The following is a 3,964-nucleotide window of genomic DNA, read 5'->3' as shown; positions in this document are numbered from 1 at the left end:
CTCCTTTGGGGACTTCGATACCGTGGGCGGCCAACTTGAACTGGTGGATCAGTGCTTCCATCGACTTTTTGACTTCGGTTTTATCGCTCGGAAAGGCAATCTCCGGGGCGTCAATTTGAAAACGGCCTTCGGGCATCTGCTCGAGGCACTGCGAGATCATTCTCAGGCTTTGTTTCATCTCTTCCATCCGGCACCACCAGCGGTCGTAACAATCGCCGTTGTGGCTGACAATGACGTCAAAATCGAGCCGGTCATAGATCTCATAAGGCTTGTCCCGCCGAATATCCCAGTCAACACCTGAGGCGCGCAGGCAAGGCCCGCTTAGTCCCCAGTCGATGGCATCTTCCGCGCTGATCACACCAATACCTTTGGTGCGTTTGGCAAACATCCGGTTATTGCTCAGTAGTTGTTCGTAATCAGAAATTCGCTTGCTGAAAATCTGGCAAAATTCTGCTGTCCTGTCGGTGAAACCGTCTGGCAGATCTTCGCGAACGCCACCGACTCGGCAATAACTGCTCATCATTCGACTGCCGGAAACCATCTCCATCAGATCCATCACCATTTCCCGTTCACGCATGGTATAGAGTAGGGCCGTCATAGCGCCCAGATCCATGGGCAGGGCACCGGTGATCAGCAGGTGACCGGAAATACGTGACAGCTCAGCCATTAATACACGAATGTATTGCGCTCGCTCTGGGGCTTCTATGCCCAGCAGGCTTTCGACTGCCCGGACAAAGCCTAGGTTGTTGGATGCCTGACACAGGTAATCGAGCCTGTCGGTCAGCGGGATGGTTTGCGTATAGGTGCCGGCTTCGGCCATTTTCTCAAAAGCTCGATGCAGGTAGCCGATAATGGGATCAACCTTGACAATACGCTCGCCCTCCCTTTCGAGCAGTATGCGCAATACGCCGTGGGTACTCGGATGCTGCGGCCCGAGATTAAGCAACAGATCTTTGGTCAGGCCGTCATCGGCGTTGAGTTGGGTTACAGCGGTCACCTAGCTGTCTCCTTCCGGTTCTGGTTCACCAAAGGGATTCAAATCGTCTTGATAGCCGCGGACGGGAAAATCTTTTCGCAGCGGAAAGCCCTTAAAATCGTCATCCATATAAATCCGTTTAAGGTTGGGATGATCGGAAAAGATGATGCCGAACATGTCGAAGGCTTCGCGTTCATGCCAGTCGGCGCAGCTCCATATCTTTGAGACCGTTGGGATTGTTGTGCCTTCGGCAAGCGGGCATTTGAGCCGGATACGATGGTTGAGTTCAATTGAAAACAGATGGTAGACCACCTCGAACCGTGTTTCTCGGCCAAGGAAATCGACACCACCGATATCAGAGAGAAAGTTGAATTTGAATTCAGGCTCTTGTTTGAGCTGCTGGCATAGAGTGATGAGCTTTTTTGGCGGTACCACCAATGTCGGCATATCGATACAGCTGGCATCGAGGCTGATACCGTCCATGCTGGTCTCAGTCAGAAGATCGGCAATATGCTCGGAGAGATTATGCTCATTAAGCAAGCGACTCATGATGATTTAAGTCCTCCGAGATCTCGCGGGTTAGCAGCTTGAGCGGTAATGTTTTTGCCTGTTATATCTCGGTTTGTAATATCTTGGCCCGTTTCGGGATCAAACCGACGTAAGACACGGCCTTGTTTGATTTTCTCTTGCAGCATAACGATGCCCTGCATCAGGGCTTCTGGCCGAGGCGGGCAACCAGGTACATATACGTCGACCGGGATCAGACGTTCCACACCCTGTACGACGGCATAGTTGTTGTAGACTCCGCCTGAGATAGCACAGGATCCCATGGCGATAACCCAGCGAGGCTCGGGCATTTGGTCGTAGAGCAGTTTGACTATCGGGGCGAATTTCTTGTTGACCGTACCGGCTACGATCATCACATCAGATTGTCTGGGTGATGGCCTGAACACGACACCGAAACGGTCGAGATCATAACGAGAGCAGCCTGTCGCAATCATTTCGATGGCACAGCAGGCAATGCCGAACATTTCCGGCCAGAGTGCCGAGCTTCGGCTCCAGTTGATGATATTGTCAACCGAGGTAAACAGCAGATTATTGGGAAAGCGGTTATCTAAGACTCCCATTCTAATGCTCCTTTAGCCCAGGCATAGATAAACCCGACCAACAGCACAAAGAGAAAGACCATCATTTCGATGTAACCGAACAGGCCAATGCTTTTGAGCACAACAGCCCAGGGAAACAGGAACAAGGTCTCGACATCAAAGATGATGAACAAAATACCGATCACAAAATAGTGAACCTTGAACTGGCCGATAGCAGCATCACCGATAGGCGCAACACCACACTCATAAGGCTGGTTTTTGGCCGGATAGGGATTATGCGGGCGGATCAGCGAGGAAACAGTGAGTATCAACAGCGCCAGCAGGGAGACAAACCCTGTCATAAGCAACACCGGAAGATAATCTGAAAGTGCCATAGCATTCCCCGTAAACTGAACGCTTATTAGTCTTATATGTTGAGTATAGCTATTGTGGCTTGGGCTACGAGTCAGAGACAGTTGGTGTGAGTCGGCTGTAATCGAGGCGCCTGAACCCGAGGTGCTAGTGAATAAAGCTATTGCATGAAAGTTATTGCGGGAGAACTAGGGCGTGAAACTCATCGCAGGCGGTAAAGGAGTTCTGTGTTGCCTTTAGGGAAGGAGGAGTGAGGCCGTATTGCCTCACTCTTTGAATGCAGTACTGATGGTCACTCGGGGCGGGTTGAAATCAGGCGTGTATTCTTTTCTGCAAGCGGTTCGGGGCTGAAAGCAAGGTTATATAGATCGGGGTGCCTTTCATCGAACAGGGCCTTGTCACGGCTGTATGCATTGCTATAGGTGATCACACCATAACCGCTCGGGTATTCGATATTCCATAATTTACTTTTTGCCACCAGGCTGGAAGTAATGAACTGGCCGATGTAGGTCACTCGTCCTGGCTCAATCGAAAAGGCGAGGCCAAGATCATTTCTGGATTTAGAAGTGATCGTTTTTGAGCCGTTGCTTCCCTTGAATCCGATACAGAAGAGTTCGTACTCACCGGCTGGCAAAGCTAGCGAAAAGAGCTGGCCTTTAAGAGAGTCTGTAATGAAATCTGAATCAGCGTTGTTATTTACCAGGGTTATGACGTCGTTATGACCTTTTTGACGAATATAGAGGGTGGTCACCAGCCCTTCGCCCGATGATGGCCAGACGGTGGTCGCACTCAGGCTGCCGGTCAGATAGCCCTTGTTGTATTCAGTGGTTTCACCGTATTTTTCCGGGATTGAAATGTCTACCCCGGAACTACATCCTAGTAATAACGTAATGGTATAAAGGAAAAAGATAATTCTCATTGGTTATTTATCCTTGCTATCCCTGCGCGGTGATCAGCATTTGGTCATCTTGTGGGTAGGTTAGCACCCTGACATGACAATATTGCTCTCATATATGCCACAATTCGCATTGTCTGGCACTCACTAATTGCATTTTGCTGCTAATACCCATCAAATTTATGAGCAACTGCTCGAATTCTGTCACTTACGGGAAGAAGATGAGGCGTAACGGCTACTTAGGTGTCGACGTAGTGAACAGAGAGCAGGAAGCTGTGGTAAGGTAGGTGCGTTATTTGTTAATTGATAAGTAGAATGATATCTATTCGCCTTCCAAAAATCCGCGCGCTGTTTTTCCTTGGAGATCGTGACGGTCTGGCTTTTCGCCTGTTTTCATACTTTGCGGTTATTTTGACCTTAATTCTGGTGTTGCAAAATATTGCCGAGGTCGCCTTGGTCAAGGCCATATTACATGTACCCGAAAGAATTCAGGCCGAGATGCTCTCGCTGGCCGAGCAGGCGGAGGTGATGATTGAAGAAGGGGATATGGACGAGCTTGCCGACTGGGAACGGGGGCAGGACTATTATTTGTTTGTGCTTGATAAAGAGCGTCGCACAATCAGCGGCCGGGAAATG

Annotated in this window: 5 protein-coding genes and 1 pseudogene; 1 reads left to right on the top strand and 5 read right to left on the bottom strand. The window is 49.8% G+C overall.

Annotation, left to right across the window (positions count from 1 at the left end; genetic code table 11):
• From nuoD to MHN01_RS19085, 5 genes and pseudogenes are all read right to left on the bottom strand, one after another.
• Nucleotides 1-997: NADH dehydrogenase (quinone) subunit D (gene nuoD / locus MHN01_RS19105; protein ID WP_239412803.1), on the bottom strand; the 997-nt coding region annotated here is incomplete at its 3' end.
• Nucleotides 998-1,525, bottom strand: a complete 528-nt coding sequence (locus MHN01_RS19100; protein WP_239412802.1) for an NADH-quinone oxidoreductase subunit C — start codon at nt 1,523-1,525, stop codon at nt 998-1,000. It abuts the gene before it with no gap.
• A gap of 104 nt (nt 1,526-1,629) precedes the next feature.
• A pseudogene (locus MHN01_RS19095) lies at nt 1,630-2,103 on the bottom strand (NADH-quinone oxidoreductase subunit B); the annotation flags it as partial.
• Entirely contained in the window at nt 2,091-2,456 is a 366-nt protein-coding gene (locus MHN01_RS19090; RefSeq protein WP_239412801.1) for an NADH-quinone oxidoreductase subunit A, read from the bottom strand. The gene MHN01_RS19090 and the pseudogene MHN01_RS19095, both read right to left, overlap by 13 nt.
• Before the next feature lie 269 nt (nt 2,457-2,725).
• Nucleotides 2,726-3,352, bottom strand: a complete 627-nt coding sequence (locus MHN01_RS19085; RefSeq protein WP_239412800.1) for a hypothetical protein — start codon at nt 3,350-3,352, stop codon at nt 2,726-2,728.
• Between the two features lie 291 nt (nt 3,353-3,643).
• Here MHN01_RS19085 and MHN01_RS19080 point away from each other — a divergent pair.
• Nucleotides 3,644-3,964 (top strand): histidine kinase sensor domain-containing protein (locus MHN01_RS19080; RefSeq protein ID WP_239412799.1); only part of this gene is annotated, 321 nt, incomplete at its 3' end.

The sequence above is a fragment of the Photobacterium sp. OFAV2-7 genome, assembly GCF_022347985.1.
Lineage (GTDB): Bacteria > Pseudomonadota > Gammaproteobacteria > Enterobacterales > Vibrionaceae > Photobacterium.
The sequence above is the reverse complement of the archived record's forward strand: the minus strand, read 5'-3'. Positions and strand labels throughout refer to the sequence as shown.

What these genes read in the sequence shown, in the direction of transcription:
- MHN01_RS19100 (WP_239412802.1), bottom strand. Translation starts at nt 1,525, where the DNA reads ATGAGTCGCTTGCTTAATGAGCATAATCTCTCCGAGCATATTGCCGAT.
- MHN01_RS19085 (WP_239412800.1), bottom strand. Translation starts at nt 3,352, where the DNA reads ATGAGAATTATCTTTTTCCTTTATACCATTACGTTATTACTAGGATGT.
- MHN01_RS19090 (WP_239412801.1), bottom strand. Translation starts at nt 2,456, where the DNA reads ATGGCACTTTCAGATTATCTTCCGGTGTTGCTTATGACAGGGTTTGTC.